Genomic DNA, 15,811 nt, shown 5'->3' with positions numbered 1-15,811 from the left:
AAACAAGTCACCTTAAACCATAAGGTGGCTTTTGCGATTTAGAGGATACTATGTCAAAGATACAATTTCCCCAGGACTTTCTATGGGGTGGCGCTATTGCTGCCAACCAATCTGAGGGCGCTCACCAAGCCGGTGGAAAAGGGCTCACTACTGTCGATATGATTCCATATGGCGAAAACCGTATGCCAATCAAACTCGGTCAGGTTGACCACGTTGAGCTAAGCGAAGATGAATTTTACCCTAGCCATAACGCGATCGATTTCTACCACCGTTACAAAGAAGATATTGCCCTGCTAGCTGAGATGGGGTTTAAAGTCTTTCGTATGTCTATTGCTTGGAGCCGAATCTATCCAAATGGTGATGAGCTTGAGCCGAATCAAGCGGGGTTAGATTTCTATCGCGGCGTATTCGAAGAGTGTAAAAAGTATGGCATTGAGCCGCTGGTGACTCTGTGCCATTTCGATGTCCCGATGCATTTAGTTAATGAATATGGCTCGTGGCGAAATCGTAAGATGATCGAGTTCTTTAGCCGCTATGCTCGCACCTGTTTTGAACAGTACAAAGGGCTAGTAAAATATTGGCTAACGTTCAATGAAATTAACATCCTGTTAGCCAGTCCGTTCTCTGGTGCTGGTCTGCTATTTCAAGAGGGTGAGAACCACGATCAGGTCAAGTACCAAGCGGCTCATCATGAATTAGTTGCGAGTGCCTTAGTGACTAAAATTGCTCATGAAGTGGATGAGCAAAATCAAGTGGGCTGTATGCTCGCTGGTGGTAACTTTTATCCTTACTCTTGTAAGCCACAAGATGTATTAACGGCTATGGAAAAAGATCGTGAAAATCTATTTTTTATTGATGTGCAGTCGCGCGGTTACTATCCGTCATACGCTAAGAAAGTCTTCGAACAAAAAGGTGTGGTACTGGAAACGGAAGAACAAGACTTCGAAATCTTAAAGAATACCGTCGATTTTATTTCATTTAGTTACTATGCGTCTCGTTGTGCGTCTGCTGATATGAATGAAGGCAACACCAGTGCAGCTAACGTCGTGAAGTCAATTAAGAACCCACATCTTCCGGCGAGTGATTGGGGGTGGGTTATCGATCCTACTGGCCTTCGTATCACTATGAATACGCTGTATGACCGTTATCAAAAGCCGCTTTTTCTAGTGGAGAATGGCTTGGGTGCTAAAGATACCCTCGAAGACAATGGCGAAATTAATGATGGTTACCGCATCGATTACTTGCGTCAGCATATTGAATCGATGCACGATGCGATGACCGATGGTGTACCTCTTATGGGCTTTACTCCATGGGGTTGTATTGATCTTGTTGCCGCATCAACAGGTGAAATGACTAAGCGTTACGGGTTTATTTACGTTGATCGTGACAACCTTGGTGGCGGTACACTAAATCGCATTCCTAAAAAATCATTCCACTGGTATAAAAAAGTGATCGCGAGCAACGGCAGTGACCTTACTTAAGTCTTTCATTTCGACTTGCACTTATATGGGAATCAATTAAATAGACACGATGCGCTTCAAATCCCCCTAGATTAGAAATTTGTGTCAATAAAAAAGGGCTTAAGTGAAAACTTAAGCCCTTTCCTTATAGTCTATCTGACGATCAACGCATCGTTACAAACTCTTCACTGCCCGTAGGGTGAATCGCTACAACTGCATCAAAGTCAGCTTTCGTTGCGCCCATCTTCATTGCAACAGCAAAGCCTTGGATCATTTCATCAACTGTGAAACCAATGCCGTGTAGGCCAACAACTTTCTCGTCTTCGCCTGCACACACTAGCTTCATTTTACAAGGTTGACGGTGCTTAGTGACGGCTGTGTACATCGCCGTAAAGCCAGACGTGTAAACCTTGATGTTGTCTTTTCCGTATTGCTCTTCCGCTTCTTGAGTCGTAAGACCAATCGTACCGATAGGTGGGTGGCTGAAGACAACCGTAGGAACTAGGTTGTAGTCCATTTTCGCGTTAGTTTGACCATTGAACAGACGCTCAGAGAGTTGACGACCCGCTTTAATCGCAACAGGGGTCAGTTCAATACCGCCTTCCATAATGTCGCCAACACAGTAGACACCTTTAACGTTTGTCTCTTGGTACTCATCAACTTTGATGTAGCCACGGTCGTTAGTTTCAACGCCGGTTACTTCTAGGTTGATTGCGTCTGTTGCTGGGTGACGGCCAATTGCCCAGATCACTTCATCAACATTTTTGCTGTTGCCGTTCTCTAGGTGAAGCGTCAGGCTGCCATCGGCTTCTTTAACAATCTCTTTTGGCACAGAGTTGTTGTGCAGAGTCGGACCTTCAGCTGCCATAACTTCGACTAGCGTTTCGATGATCATTGGGTCAAAGCTACGAATAGGAGTCTCTTTACGACAGAACAGGTGAGTTTCTGTTCCTAAGGCGTGAAGAACGCCAGCGATTTCAACCGCAATGTAACCCGCACCAATAACAGCAACACGCTTTGGTTGCTCCATAAGGTCGAAGAAACCATTAGAATCAATACCGTGCTCTGCGCCAGGAATATTTGGAATCGTTGGGCGACCACCTACGGCAATAAGGATGTGATCCGCTGTGTATTGCTCACCGTTAACTTCAACAGTTTTTGCATCAACAAACGTTGCGAAGCCTTTGATGACGTTTACTTTGTTATTGCCAAGTACACGGTCGTAAGATTGATGAATACGGCCAATGTACGCTTGGCGGTTTTCAATCATCTTGTTCCATTTGAATTCTTTTAAATCAACATCAAAGCCGTAGTCTTCTGCATATAGGTTAATTGCTTCAGCAACTTGAGCACCATGCCACATCACTTTCTTTGGTACGCAACCCACGTTTACACACGTGCCGCCAAGATCTTGAGCTTCGATAAGTGCCACTTTAGCGCCATGCATAGAAGCACGGTTTGCTGATGCAATACCACCAGAACCACCACCGATACAGATATAATCAAAATGCGTTGCCATTACGTTCTCCGAAAGCTTGTTATTTTAAGACGTTGAGTAACCAATACATTGGGGATGTGAGTTAGGAACTCAATATCACCACGCTATTTAGTTAGAATTTGCTAGCCCTACTATAAATCGAATCGAACAACTTTAGCTAATGGAAAAAAGTCACAATGATGATGAGAAATAACGATTAATCAGCTTAGATAGGTAGGGGGAATGTTTAGAATTAAGAATAATGAGTGGATAGAGGAAGTAAGGCATGCCGCCTACCGGTGACGTTGCATGCCTATGATTGAGTTTAAGTTGTTGCTATTCAGGTACAATCCAGTCGACTTTAAAGTGTCCTGTAGCTGGTGCAATCGCCTCTTTTAAGAAAGGAAGAATCTCTTTCATTTGGCTTTCCAGCTTCCATGGAGGGTTGATAACGATCATGCCCGAAGCGGTCATACCACGCTCATTGGTATCAGGGGAAACACCTAACTCTATTTGCAAAATCTTGCTAATACCAAGTCCTTCAAGGCCTTCAATCATATCTTCAATGTCACAGCGATTAACCACAGGGTACCAAATGGCATAAATGCCGGTTGCCCAACGCTTATGGCTTTGCGCGATTGCAGTCACGACATCACGATACTCTTTTGCCAGCTCGTAAGGTGGATCGATCAATACTAGACCACGACGCTCTTTTGGTGGCAAGCTGCCTTTTAAGCGTTGGAAACCATCTTCTTTGTAAATAGAGACTTGGCGATCACGGTGAAATTCTTGCTCTAGCAGAGGATAATCACTTGGGTGCAATTCAGTTAGAACCATACGATCCTGAGGGCGAATATGGGCACGAGCAACGCACGGCGAGCCAGGGTAGTAGCGTAAGTCTTCGCCGTTGTTTAACTGTTTAACCGCTTCAAGGTAGCTTTGAATATCTTCAGGGATATTATCCTGCGCCCACACTCTAGCGATACCCTGTTTAAATTCATTGGTTTTTTCTGACCACTCGTGAGTAAGATCGTAACGACCCACACCTGAATGGGTATCATGATAAACGAAGGGCTTATCTTTTTGCTGTAAGGAGTTCAAGATCAAGCTCTGAACTATGTGCTTAACAACATCGGCATGGTTGCCGGCATGAAAACTGTGGCGATAACTTAGCAAATTAGACTCTCAAACACTTATCGATGAAGTGCGCATAATTGAAATATTCTGTTAAGGGGATTATACGCCACTATTGAAATTTCCATAACCTACCTATATTTAGTATTTACTATAAATAATAAATTCTGAGATAAGCATGTATGCTGCTCTCTTATAATTAGCCCAATCGTAAAAAGGAACGTTTATGTCGAACCCGCTTTTGACCTTTACCGATTTACCGCCATTTTCTCTTATTAAGCCAGAGCACGTAAAACCTGCTGTTGAACAGTTGATTGCTGACTGTCGTGAGAAAATTGAACAAGCGCTAAAAGACAACACTAAGCCAAGCTGGAAAAACCTAATCGCACCGATTGAAGAGGTTGACGATAAGCTAGGCCGCGCATGGTCACCTGTGAGCCATTTGAATTCCGTAATGAACAGCGAAGAGCTGCGTGAAGCGTATGAAAGCTGCTTACCGATCTTATCTGAATATGGCACGTGGGTAGGGCAACACAAAGGGCTATTTGAAGCGTACAAGACGATTCAAGCGAGCGACGAGTTTAACTCACTGACTCAAGCTCAGAAAAAGTGCATCACCGATTCATTGCGTGATTTCGAACTTTCAGGCATTGGCCTACCTGCCGATGAACAGCATCGTTACGGCGAAATCAGTAAGCGTATGTCAGAGCTAGGCTCTCAGTTCTCAAATAACGTTCTCGATGCCACTATGGGTTGGAGCAAACACATTACCGATGAGAAAGAACTCGCGGGTATGCCAGAATCTGCGATTGCAGCAGCTAAGGCGGCGGCAGAAGCAAAAGAGCTTGAAGGGTACTTGCTGACGCTAGATATACCGTCATACCTGCCTGTTATGACGTACTGTGATAACCAAGCGCTGCGTGAAGAGTTATATCAATCGTATGTGACAAGAGCTTCAGATCGTGGCCCTAACGCGGGTAAGTGGGACAACACCGAACTGATTGCTGAGCAGTTAAAACTGCGCTTTGAAATCGCGCGTATGCTTGGCTTTAATACCTTCAGTGAGAAATCACTGGCAACCAAGATGGCTGAAACACCAGAGCAGGTATTGGGCTTCTTGAATGACTTAGCGGTTAAAGCGAAGCCACAAGGTGTACGTGAAGTCGAAGAGCTACGTCAATTTGCTGAGAAAGAGTTCGGTGTCACTGAATTGAACCTATGGGATATCGGCTACTACAGCGAAAAACAGAAACAGCATTTGTTTGAAATTTCAGACGAAGACCTACGCCCATATTTCCCAGAATCAAACGCGGTCAGCGGCCTATTTGAAGTGCTTAACCGTGTGTTTGGCATGAGCGTTAAAGAGCGTGAAGGCGTTGATACGTGGCACGAATCGGTTCGCTTCTTTGATATCTTTGATGGTAATGACAAGCTACGTGGCAGCTTCTACCTTGATTTGTATGCGCGTGAACATAAACGTGGTGGCGCGTGGATGGATGACTGTCGTGGTCGTCGTATTACCGAGAGTGGTGAGCTACAAAGCCCCGTTGCGTACCTGACGTGTAACTTCAATAAGCCAGTTGGCGATAAGCCTGCCTTGTTCACGCACAATGAAGTCGTGACATTGTTCCATGAGTTTGGCCATGGTATCCACCATATGCTGACTCAGGTTGATGCAGGCGATGTCTCTGGTATTAATGGTGTTCCTTGGGATGCAGTAGAGCTACCAAGCCAGTTCCTAGAGAATTGGTGTTGGGAAGAAGAGGCGCTAGCATTCATTTCTAGCCATTACCAAACGGGTGAAGCACTACCAAAAGAGATGCTTGATAAGATGATGGCGGCGAAAAACTTCCAGTCGGCGATGTTTATTTTGCGTCAGCTTGAATTTGGTCTGTTTGATTTCTCATTGCACACGGAATTTGATCCAGAAGTCGGCCCACGTGTTCTTGAAACGTTAGCGGAAGTTAAATCGAAAGTCGGTGTTCTGCCAAGCCTAGAGTGGAATCGCTTCTCGCACAGCTTTAGTCACATCTTTGCTGGTGGTTATAGCGCGGGTTACTACAGCTACTTATGGGCAGAAGTCCTATCAGCAGATGCGTTTTCTCGTTTTGAAGAAGAAGGTATCTTCAACAAAGAGACAGGGCAAAGCTTCCTAAATAACATTCTAGAGATGGGTGGAAGTGAAGAGCCAATGACGCTATTCAAGCGCTTTAGAGGACGCGAGCCTCAAATCGATGCGATGTTAAGACACGCAGGTATTGAAGCGTAAAAGCTAGCTTTTAGTTAAGAATAATTACTAAAGATTGATAATTGGACCCCACTCTTTACTTTCGAGTAACTCAAAGAGTGGGGTTTTGTTTATAATGAGTATATTAATTTCAAGGAGATAAATTGATAATGAAATCAGTAGTGGTAATTTTAACTGGGCTAATAATCTTAGGCACGAGTGGTTGTGCAGAACTGAAAGAAGCGGGCACTGCAATTGGCCATGCGACTCGAGACACCACCAAAGCGATAGGCCATGCATCACGAGATGCAGTCAACTCTGTGAAAGACGATTTAAGTGATGAAGAGTAGTCTCCTTTTACGAACGAAGAACTAAGCGCTCACTTTCTGCTTCAACCACTTGTCGACAGAGAGTGGACCCGCCCCCCAAACGACTACGACCAGAATCATCAGCCCCCACAATTGGTGATCAAAGAAACCACGTTCCCATAGCAGTGGATACGAGATCACAGCGGTAATATTAAACACAAACAATACTGCTGCCATTGGTCTGGTCAATAACCCTAACGCCAAAAATACCGGCAGAATCAGTTCGGCAGCGGTTCCCATATAGGCAGCTAACTCCCACGGTAATACCGGCACCACATACTCATACTCAAAGAGATACAATGTACTTTCCCAAGATGCGATCTTGACGAGCCCTGAATTGAAAAAGACCCAAGCAACCCATAAGCGCAAAAAGAGTAAGAAAACAGGGATGAATAGGCTTTGTAGCTTGGCGATAATTTCATCGTATCGCTCAATTATGCTAGTTAGTTGATTACTCATGGTGTTCCTCCTTGGGGCTGGCAATAGTGAAGCCCACCACCAAATTTAGCTGAATCAGGTGTTCTAGGTGAGTCAGTAACGACTCATCAATTTCTGATAACGTGGCTTTTTCGTGCAAGTTCATTAGTAGCTGATGTTGCTCACAACTAAGGCGTGTGTTGTAAGGTGCTCCATTGGGGTGACAATGGATGACTCCTACTTCGGGGCTATTGATATTTAAGGCGTCAAATTGTTCTGTTTGCATTGCTAAGCTTAAGGAAAAGAGAGCGTAGTTTGACGAGAAAGGTCTCACGCTTGGTGCAAGATGAAATTGAAGCAGACTATGCTCATCACTCGATAATTGGGCTAGGTTTGCAAGAGGTTGTACGTCTGTTGAATTTTTCTCTTGTGAAAAGATTTGCTGAGCCTTGTCTAGACTCCATTCAAAGCGAGCGACTTCGGTCAGATAGGGCGCTGCTTCAACGACAGCAGGAAACTGTTCAATAGCTTCATCGAAGCCCTCTCCATAGTAGGTTACATCGCCATTTTTTAGTGGATGTGTGAGTACATGTTGCCGTGCTAGCTGAGAGAAACACTCTTCCCCAACCAATTTATCAACCATAGGGTAGGTGGCCTCAAGCACCTCACTTAAACCGATAATAAAGTTGTTTCTATATATCTGCATACGTTCATCAGCGCTAAAGTGATCACTGACAACTTGGCACTCTTCACCTGTAGCCTCATAGTGCAGGGCTTTAGCAAATTGTTGTTGTACGTGTGCCAACGAGGTGTTCATGAAGCCTCCAATTGAGCAAGGCTTGATAAAAGGATGTGGTTCGCTTTATCGGCTTCGTTAAGTAAAACTTCAGGATTGGGGAGATCAAGATCCCACTCAATTAATGTATGACGACTACCGTGCTTGGTGACCCAGTTTTGATAAAGTGTCCAGACTTCATCACTCACGGGTTGGCTGTGGGTGTCAATCCAAATCTCGTCTTTCTCTAGCTGCTTAACCGTAAATCCGGCCAGATGAATCTCATCGACGACATCTGCATTAATAGCATTTAAATAAGTTTGACAATCAAAGCCATGATTAAAGGCAGAAACGTAGACGTTGTTGAGATCGAGCAGTAATCGACAATCAGTTCGTTTTTGTACTTCAGTGAGAAAGTCCCACTCAGAGATAGTGGAGTGATTAAATTTCAGATAGCTCGAAGGATTCTCAATTAGAATAGGTCGTTGAAGGGCTTCTTGAACTTCTAGGACGTTTCGACAAAAAACAGACAGTGCTTCTTCTGTGTAGGGCAGTGGTAGCAGGTCATTAAAATGATGGCCGCCGTTCTCGCTCCAGCTTAAATGCTCAGAGACCGTAAATGGCTCAACTTCATCGACAAGCCGTTTGAGATTTTCCAGATGTTGAGTATTGACTCTCTCAACGCTACCAAGCGACAAGCCTATACCATGACAACTGATTTTATAGTCGTTGGTAAGGTTGCGTAGGCTCTGGCGAGAGGCCGAATTTGGTTGGAAATAGTTTTCGCTGTGGATCTCTAACCAGTTTAATGATGGTTTTTGAGATTGAAAGTAGTCAACGTGGGGGCTTCTCAATCCAACACCAATGTGATCATGATAGGTTGTCAAAATGAATCCCTTCCTACTTTTAGTTGTCTGATGGTCTTGCTTGATAAATTGACTATTGCTAGGTCTATCTGTTGAGCAAATAGACCTAGCAACACTGATTTATACAGCTCGAGTCTTATGCTGACTCAGTGCTACCACCAGAGAGTTTTCCACATACACCTTTAGGAACAACAACGAAGGCATCTTTTTGATTATCCATTTTTGCAGTACCCGCACATGAGCCTGTTTTTGTAGCGCAATCATTTTTACCCGCTTTTGAAACACCGTAGCATTTCTCTTTTTCAGCAGCGACAGCAGGAGCAGCAGTCAACATTGTTCCACCTAGAGCGATAAGACCTGTAACAGCAGCAGTAACAGCAAGATTTGATTTTTTCATTGTTATTTCCTCGACTTAAATTCTTAGTTTGGGGTCGCAAGCTGTATGACTTGCTTAAATTAGAGGATAGGAAATTCACGAAAAAACTTTCAAATTATTTATGATTTATCGGTGAGTTATTATTTATTCTTATTTATCTCTTTGATTTGTCGTGTGAAAAACAAACAACTAAATTGTTGATTTTTGTCTCATCTGTCAACGCTGTTTAGGTTATAATCTCTTTTTATGTATAAATAACCAGTAGCGTAGTGTGATGGACCCTTCCTTATTAGTTGATGGCCTTAATGACAAACAGCGTGAAGCGGTCGCCGCTCCGCTAGAAAACCTTCTTATTCTTGCCGGTGCGGGCAGTGGTAAAACACGAGTGCTAGTACACCGCATTGCGTGGTTGATGTCGGTAGAGCAAGCGTCTCCGTTTTCGATTATGTCGGTGACGTTTACCAATAAGGCTGCCGCGGAAATGCGTGGTCGTATTGAAGAGCTAATGATGGGCAGTTCATCAGGTATGTGGAATGGTACTTTCCATGGTATCTGTCACCGAATTTTGCGTGCTCATTACTTAGATGCAAAGCTCCCTGAAGATTTTCAAATCATCGATTCAGACGATCAACTTCGCTTGCTTCGTCGTTTGATTAAAGCGCAAAACCTAGATGAAAAACAGTGGCCTGCGAAGCAAGCGTCGTGGTGGATTAACGGTAAGAAAGATGAAGGTTTAAGACCTAATCACGTTGACGCCTACCATGATCCAATTGCTAAAACGTACCTGCAAATTTACTCAGCGTATCAAGAAGCGTGTGACCGTGCAGGGTTGGTGGACTTTGCTGAGATACTGCTTCGAGCGCATGAATTGCTGCGTGATAACAAGTTTATCCGAGAGCACTATCAAGCTCGATTCAAACATATTCTGGTCGATGAGTTTCAAGATACCAACAATATCCAATACGCTTGGCTACGAATGATGGCGGGCCCTGATAGCCATGTGATGATTGTTGGTGATGATGACCAATCTATCTATGGCTGGCGTGGCGCAAAAATTGAGAACCTTGAAAAGTTTACACACGAGTTTCCGAGCGTGAATACTGTTCGTCTTGAACAGAATTACCGATCAACGAAAACCATTCTAGAAGCCTCTAATACGCTGATTTCAAACAATACTGAGCGTATGGGTAAAGAGCTATGGACCGATGGTGTCGAAGGCGAACCGATCTCTGTCTACTCGGCTTACAACGAACTTGATGAAGCACGTTTTACTGTGAGTAAAATCAAAGAGTGGCAAGAGAAAGGCGGAGCATTAGAAGATACGGCGATGCTGTATCGTAATAACGCTCAATCACGTGTACTGGAAGAGGCGTTGATTCAAGCTGGTCTTCCGTACCGTATCTATGGCGGTATGCGATTCTTCGAACGTCAGGAAATTCGAGATGCATTGAGCTATCTTCGTCTAATCTCAAATCGTAATAACGATGCGGCTTTTGAACGAGTTGTGAATACGCCAACACGTGGTATTGGTGATAAGACACTAGAGACGATTCGATTTGCGGCCCGTGATCGCGGTGCGACCATGTGGGAAACCTGTGTTGCTCTGCTTGATGAAAAAGTCCTCGCAGGGCGAGCAGCCAGTGCATTAAGCCGTTTTGTTGAGCTTATTGTCGCACTTGAAGATGACACTATGGACATGCCGCTGCATGAGCAGACTGACCACGTGATTAAATCGTCTGGTTTGTTTGCAATGTACGAGCAAGAGAAAGGTGAAAAATCCAAAGCCCGCATTGAGAACTTGGAAGAATTGGTCACAGCAACGCGTCAGTTTGAAAAGCCAGAGGAAGCGGATGAGATGACGCTACTAACGGCATTTTTAACGCATGCGGCGTTGGAATCGGGTGAAGGTCAGGCCGATGAGTTTGATGACGCTGTACAGCTAATGACACTGCACAGTGCCAAAGGCTTAGAGTTCCCAATGGTCTTTATGGTTGGTGTCGAAGAAGGCATGTTCCCAAGTCAAATGTCTGCGGAAGAAGCAGGGCGTTTAGAAGAAGAGCGTCGTCTATGTTATGTAGGCATGACACGTGCGATGGAGAAGCTTTACATTACCTATGCTGAGATGCGACGTTTATACGGGCAGGACAAATACCATAAGCCGTCTCGTTTTATTAAAGAGTTGCCAGAAACCTGCTTAGATGAAGTACGTATGAAAGCGCAAGTGAGTAGGCCAACCAGTGCAGGTCGATTTAGCCAAGCGGTGGTGAAAGAGACCTTTAATGAGACTGGTTTTAGTTTAGGGGCTCGCGTTAAGCATCCGAAATTTGGTGAAGGCACGATCATTAACTTTGAAGGTAGTGGCCCACAAAGCCGAGTTCAAGTAGCATTCAATGGCGAAGGCATTAAGTGGTTAGTCACGGCTTACGCCAAGCTTGAACAAATGTAGTGTGAATTTTTCAGCGAAATAACTCTATGAAGGTGTACTTATTGTGCACCTTTTTTATGGATGGGGTTTATACGCTAAAAAAAGAAAAACCCCGAGAGCAAAAGCTCATCGGGGTCTATAGTCTTACTCGCAGCAATCCGGCTACTATAAGTGCTCCATGCATCAAATCCTTGATAGTGTGCTGTAATCCGTCAGCATATTCCTTTTCATCGCCATCCTAGCGGTGTCCTTGACCTTATCCTGGTCTGCCAACAATCCTCGTTAGCGCGCTTCACTTATTCCTTGAGCGGTGTCCTTTACATCATCCTGATGTTCAGTCCTTGCCTCATCCAGAGGTGTCCATTGTCTTTCCATAGTAGCAACCATCCTAGTTACTATTGCGTCCATTCAATGTCCATTTCGCTTTCCTTGCCGACTACTCATCCTGAATAATCGAATCTTCATCCTGAAGATAACCTAGTCCTTGGAGTATCCTGTTCCGTGTCAGAATCCTTCCGACAGGGTTAATATTACGCTTTCTCTGTTTATCATCAACGCCATGATCAGTGATTTTCTCAATGATATATAGAGTGTAAATCATACGAATGGATTAAAAACAAGGGATTACGTTGTATTCGGTGTTTATCTCTAGGGTAGAAAACGATATTAGCTCACCTGCTTGTGAGAGATCTCTTACAAGCAAGTAAGGTGATCACCCCTAAAATGACCGTGAATTTCAATTCACTATAAAAGCATAGTTATTGACTGGTATAGAATGGAGATTCCGAGCGTGATGAAGATCACTCCACAAAGGGTATCAATGTAAATAGCGAGACTCTGTACACTCTTTTGCAGTTTGCTGGTGGATAGCAGCCAAGCAAGCAGCGAGAACCAAGCAAGAGACAACCCCCAAAGTATTAGCAGTGCGACTGATTTCCCAGAGAGGGACATTTCCGCGGGTACTAAGCTCGACATCAAGCTAATAAAAAAGACTAGTGCTTTTGGGTTGAGAATGTTGGTTGTGAATCCTCGGCTTAGAGCTTGGCGTTTATTGGCTAAGACAAAGATATCTTTTTCTTTACGTGGCTCCGGCTCTGTAGACGAGCTCTTTGATGATCTAAAGTGTTGCCAAGATGCGGATAGAGCACCAAAGCCTAAATAGAAAAGGTAACTACCGCCTGCAAGTTGAAGTACCGCAAACAGCATTGGTTGTTGATGTACTAAGTAGCTAATCCCTGTAAGGCTCAATATCGAGTGCAGTAATATTCCGAGAGAAAGTCCAAGTGCAATATATAGCCCCGTTTGTCTCCCGTAACGAGTGGCATTTTGGACGACTAATGCAAAGTCAGGCCCTGGACTCATAAGGGCAATTAAATGGACGCTGGCTAGCGTAGCTAAGATTGTGACTTCATTCATAATGGTTCCAATAACTTGGGAGTTTTGCTTGATTGTGTTGATGAACGAAGCTTATCGCGGTTTTATAGTGCGTGATTGTAAATTATTAACACTCAGTTAATTTTTGATGGGGAAATACAGAATGCAGCCTTAAATGCTTTAGAGAAGTGGGCTTGGTCGTAGAATCCTACTTGATGGGCAACCTCAGTTCCGCACACGCCAGACTTAATTAATCGCATGCTTTGTTCCATGCGAAGACGACTGAGCCAAGCATAAGGAGTCATGCCCATCTTATTTTTAAAGTGGCGCTGAAATTGGTTGGTGCTGAGGTCGCACAACTCAGATAGCTGTTCGAGTCGTACTGGTTGATCTAGGTTTGCCATTAAATACTCTTTGAGAGTATGGACGGATTGATTACCTAGCTGAAGTTTGCTCTTCGATACACTTTGCGCATAGCGGTCGACGATGGTCGATAGGCCTTCAAAAGGTAGACAATCTTTAGCAAGCTGACTAACGTGTTGATTGATTAGCAACTCATGCAGGCGATGCAATTGTGAAAACGTTTCTTTATCGGAGAGGATTAACTCTGAAAAGCTTAAGCTGTGATTGATTGTTTTAGGGTCGGCAAGGTCTTGAAGCCATTGAGGGGATACAGAGAACACATTTACTTGATAGCCAGATTTTAGAGTAGAGCGTCCGTCATGAAGTTCATCGGGCGGCATGATCACTACTTGCCCAGATCCAGCGTGATAGCTAGTGCCTTTATAGGCAAACTTTTGCTGACCTTGAGTGATTAACCCTATGTGAAAGTCCAAATGATAGTGGCGCTGAAAAGCAAACTCTTGGTATTGAGCTTGGATCAGGCTGATGTCTTGGTTGGGTGTTGAGTAGTAGTGAACTTTATCCATGGTGCAAAAATCTTGGCTAAATGGTCATCAATTGACCCAACCTTATATCTGTACTTGTAGATTGTCTTGTAAAAAATGATCAGTGCAGATATTTTCTTACGGGCTTTTTACGCAGTAGAGCTAATCAAAGTTATGGGAATAAAAAGCTTGATGAGCGAACTCACCAAGCTTAGATCGTATCTTTGTTTATTTACGAAGCGTGCTGTACTTAATGGTCAGTTAGTGCCCGAGTACTTTAAGTTCTTGGAAGTTATTCCATAGAATTAAGGCAGCAGAGGAACCATTGTTACCATTACAGGTTAAGCGAATGAAGTTGACGGATTCTCGGTTTATCACTTGATCAACAAGCCCCGAAGTTGTTCCTGGTGTCAGTACATTGTTTATAAGCTCATAATTCACCCCGTCATTACTCACTTCAAGATCAAATAGGTACTGTCTGACATCGCCTTTTGCTTGAGAGTACAGAAGCTTTGAAACAGTCGCGGTTTGGGCGAGCTCTATAACGTATTGAATACCCGTTCCTTTAGCGGTCCACTTGGTTAATGGATCACCGTCAATGGCCATCTGTGGCGTGTGATCAACACGAGTATCGGTAGCGCTAACACTTCTAATCGTAAGTTCTATTTCTTGTCCTTGGTTTTTATAGTCACCAAGTACGCCTAAGTATCGGCTATCAAAGGCGTTAGAGTGGCTAGGGTGAAGTGTAGGGAAGATAACATCGACTCCATCTTCACTGAGGCCCATCCAACGACATAATGTCGCCGCGAGTTGTTCTGATGATTGGCTTGGAATGAACTTATTGCCCCATGCATCTTGCCCATCTTTTACAAAGTCAGGCATTGTTCCATAACTGATTCCACCGTTAACCGCTTTTCCGACGACGAGTTGATTACTTCCCCAGCCATGATCGGTGCCCGATTTGCTATTGTTTTCCACTGTTCGTCCAAAGTCTGACATGGTAGAGGTCACCACACTCTCCTCTAACCCCAGCTCTGTTAATGAAGCATGAAATGCACTAACCGCTTGGTCAATGGTTGTAAATAAACCGTCTTGACGGCCACGTTGGTTACTGTGGTTATCAAATCCACCTATATTGACAAAAAACACCTGTCGACTATGACCAAGCTCAGTTGCTGCCTGGATCATCCGTTTGACCATTCTTAGTTGAGAGCCCAAAGAGCTGCTTGGTATAGAAGTATCTTCTGGGTAGGTTACTAGAAGCTGCTCTAGCTCCTGCTGAAAGTCCAGAATTCCAGCTAAGCGAGAGATGTATTCTTGCTTAAATGCCGAACCATAGGGCGCATTAACGAGTCTTGTGAAGTTATTATTAACCGCACCAGAGTGGCTCAATGCATCCATTGCACGAACACCATCGGAGGAGATAGATATATCTTTAGATCTAGCGCCAGCAAGTAATTCATTTCCCGCAAAAGACATTGAATCGGAAACGATTGCTGTTTCACTGCCTAGCACATCCATCATCATGCCAGCCCAGCCATAGGAGTGATAACTACCATCACCCCAACTTGACTGCCAGGCAGCTTGCTGCTTGTTGTGGGCTCCGAGACTAGAAGGTTTGGTCACATCGTACAGATTTGATTTATTGGTGGGCTCCACTAAAGTGCCGACATTCACAATGGCAGCAGCTGACCCTTGATTCATCATGCTCGCTATATTCGGCATGCTAGCGTTTATCCCAAGAGCTTGGCTTGTTTCGGAGCTAGGGATATCTAAAATTTCCGCACTCGACAAAAAGATATTGGGTCTTGCGGCTTGGTATTTTGCATGATTATCGCTATCGGTTGGAACGATCATATTGAATGAGTCATTCCCTCCATGCAGGAATAAACATACTAGTGCCCTGTAGCCACCTTGGTCGTTTGCAAATGCACTACTTACAGGTATTGATAAAGAAAGTGGAACCATGCTTGATACTGCAGTACCCGAGGCGCCTTTGAGAAAACTTCTGCGTGTTATTGACAT

At 44.2% G+C, this 15,811-nt stretch carries 13 protein-coding genes; 4 read left to right on the top strand and 9 right to left on the bottom strand.

Going from position 1 to position 15,811, the window contains the following annotated elements; translation table 11 throughout:
- Positions 1-50: 50 nt before the first annotated feature.
- Complete coding sequence (gene ascB, locus L4D20_RS21715; protein WP_428803685.1) at positions 51-1,481, top strand: 6-phospho-beta-glucosidase; 1,431 nt, start codon at positions 51-53, stop codon at positions 1,479-1,481.
- 142 nt (positions 1,482-1,623) lie between these two features.
- On the opposite strand, the gene gorA is transcribed toward ascB, so the two are convergent.
- Together gorA and L4D20_RS21705 are read right to left on the bottom strand one after the other, a co-directional pair.
- Entirely contained in the window at positions 1,624-2,979 is a 1,356-nt protein-coding gene (gene gorA, locus L4D20_RS21710; protein WP_428803684.1) for a glutathione-disulfide reductase, read from the bottom strand.
- A 294-nt stretch (positions 2,980-3,273) separates the two neighbouring features.
- Positions 3,274-4,113: a 23S rRNA (adenine(2030)-N(6))-methyltransferase RlmJ gene (locus L4D20_RS21705; RefSeq protein WP_428803683.1), complete on the bottom strand. Its 840-nt coding sequence runs from the start codon at positions 4,111-4,113 to the stop codon at positions 3,274-3,276.
- Between the two features lie 184 nt (positions 4,114-4,297).
- On the opposite strand from L4D20_RS21705, the gene prlC reads away from it, so the two are divergent.
- Together prlC and L4D20_RS21695 are read left to right on the top strand one after the other, a co-directional pair.
- A complete protein-coding gene (gene prlC / locus L4D20_RS21700) occupies positions 4,298-6,340 on the top strand; it encodes an oligopeptidase A (RefSeq protein ID WP_428803682.1) in 2,043 nt (680 codons plus the stop codon).
- Positions 6,341-6,468: 128 nt separating this feature from the next.
- Positions 6,469-6,648, top strand: a complete 180-nt coding sequence (locus L4D20_RS21695; protein WP_428803681.1) for a hypothetical protein — start codon at positions 6,469-6,471, stop codon at positions 6,646-6,648.
- Positions 6,649-6,669: 21 nt separating this feature from the next.
- Here L4D20_RS21695 and L4D20_RS21690 read toward each other — a convergent pair whose 3' ends face one another.
- From L4D20_RS21690 to L4D20_RS21675, 4 genes are all read right to left on the bottom strand, one after another.
- Positions 6,670-7,125, bottom strand: a complete 456-nt coding sequence (locus tag L4D20_RS21690) for a DoxX family protein (RefSeq protein WP_428803680.1) — start codon at positions 7,123-7,125, stop codon at positions 6,670-6,672.
- Positions 7,118-7,900 (bottom strand): HvfC/BufC N-terminal domain-containing protein, encoded by a 783-nt coding sequence (locus tag L4D20_RS21685; RefSeq protein WP_428803679.1) that lies wholly within the window; start codon positions 7,898-7,900, stop codon positions 7,118-7,120. Before L4D20_RS21685 ends, L4D20_RS21690 begins: the two co-directional genes overlap by 8 nt.
- Positions 7,897-8,745: an MNIO family bufferin maturase gene (gene bufB, locus L4D20_RS21680; protein WP_428803678.1), complete on the bottom strand. Its 849-nt coding sequence runs from the start codon at positions 8,743-8,745 to the stop codon at positions 7,897-7,899. The genes L4D20_RS21685 and bufB overlap by 4 nt, the downstream gene beginning before the upstream one ends.
- A gap of 115 nt (positions 8,746-8,860) precedes the next feature.
- On the bottom strand, positions 8,861-9,121 hold the full coding sequence (locus tag L4D20_RS21675) for a BufA1 family periplasmic bufferin-type metallophore (protein ID WP_428803677.1): 261 nt from the start codon (positions 9,119-9,121) through the stop codon (positions 8,861-8,863).
- Positions 9,122-9,371: 250 nt separating this feature from the next.
- Here L4D20_RS21675 and uvrD point away from each other — a divergent pair, with 250 nt between their 5' ends.
- Entirely contained in the window at positions 9,372-11,546 is a 2,175-nt protein-coding gene (uvrD, locus tag L4D20_RS21670; RefSeq protein ID WP_428803676.1) for a DNA helicase II, read from the top strand.
- 723 nt (positions 11,547-12,269) lie between these two features.
- Here the strand turns inward: uvrD and L4D20_RS21665 are convergent.
- The 3 genes from L4D20_RS21665 to L4D20_RS21655 form a co-directional block, all read right to left on the bottom strand.
- On the bottom strand, positions 12,270-12,941 hold the full coding sequence (locus L4D20_RS21665) for a LysE family translocator (protein WP_428803675.1): 672 nt from the start codon (positions 12,939-12,941) through the stop codon (positions 12,270-12,272).
- Positions 12,942-13,033: 92 nt separating this feature from the next.
- The gene (locus tag L4D20_RS21660; protein ID WP_428803674.1) at positions 13,034-13,828 is read right to left on the bottom strand and encodes a helix-turn-helix domain-containing protein; all 795 of its coding nucleotides are present in this window, start codon (positions 13,826-13,828) and stop codon (positions 13,034-13,036) included.
- Positions 13,829-14,047: 219 nt separating this feature from the next.
- The gene (locus tag L4D20_RS21655) at positions 14,048-15,811 is read right to left on the bottom strand and encodes a DUF1501 domain-containing protein (protein ID WP_428803673.1); all 1,764 of its coding nucleotides are present in this window, start codon (positions 15,809-15,811) and stop codon (positions 14,048-14,050) included.

Source organism: Vibrio kyushuensis (assembly GCF_050337325.1).
Lineage (GTDB): Bacteria > Pseudomonadota > Gammaproteobacteria > Enterobacterales > Vibrionaceae > Vibrio > Vibrio kyushuensis.
Note: the sequence above shows the minus strand (reverse complement) of the source record. Positions and strands in the feature narration are given on the sequence as shown.